The following is a 281-nucleotide window of genomic DNA, read 5'->3' on the forward strand; positions in this document are numbered from 1 at the left end:
TTCTATGCTGTTTTTATCAAAAACTACCTTGGCAACACCGAAACATACGATTCATCGTACGGCCTGCCTGATTTCGCAATGGCAAAGGACTGTTTGAGTAGTTTGTTGGCCACTGCGATCAATGCCAGCTTCTTGCTCTTTCCCTTTGCCGTTATCCGCTCATAGATCTCCTTGCAGGCCCTGTTGTGCTTACAGGCATTGAACGAACACAGGAACAATAGGTTACGCAGTTTCCTGTTTCCCACCTTACTGATCCGGGCCCGGCCCCTGACACTGCTTCC

General features: G+C 49.1%; 1 protein-coding gene. It reads right to left on the reverse strand.

Going from position 1 to position 281, the window contains the following annotated elements; genetic code table 11:
• Positions 1 to 23: 23 nt before the first annotated feature.
• A partial coding sequence (locus MWU56_RS16475) for a transposase (RefSeq protein ID WP_247046519.1) occupies positions 24 to 281 on the reverse strand: 258 nt, incomplete at its 5' end.

It is taken from the genome of Allomuricauda sp. F6463D, from assembly GCF_023015965.1.
Lineage (GTDB): Bacteria > Bacteroidota > Bacteroidia > Flavobacteriales > Flavobacteriaceae > Flagellimonas.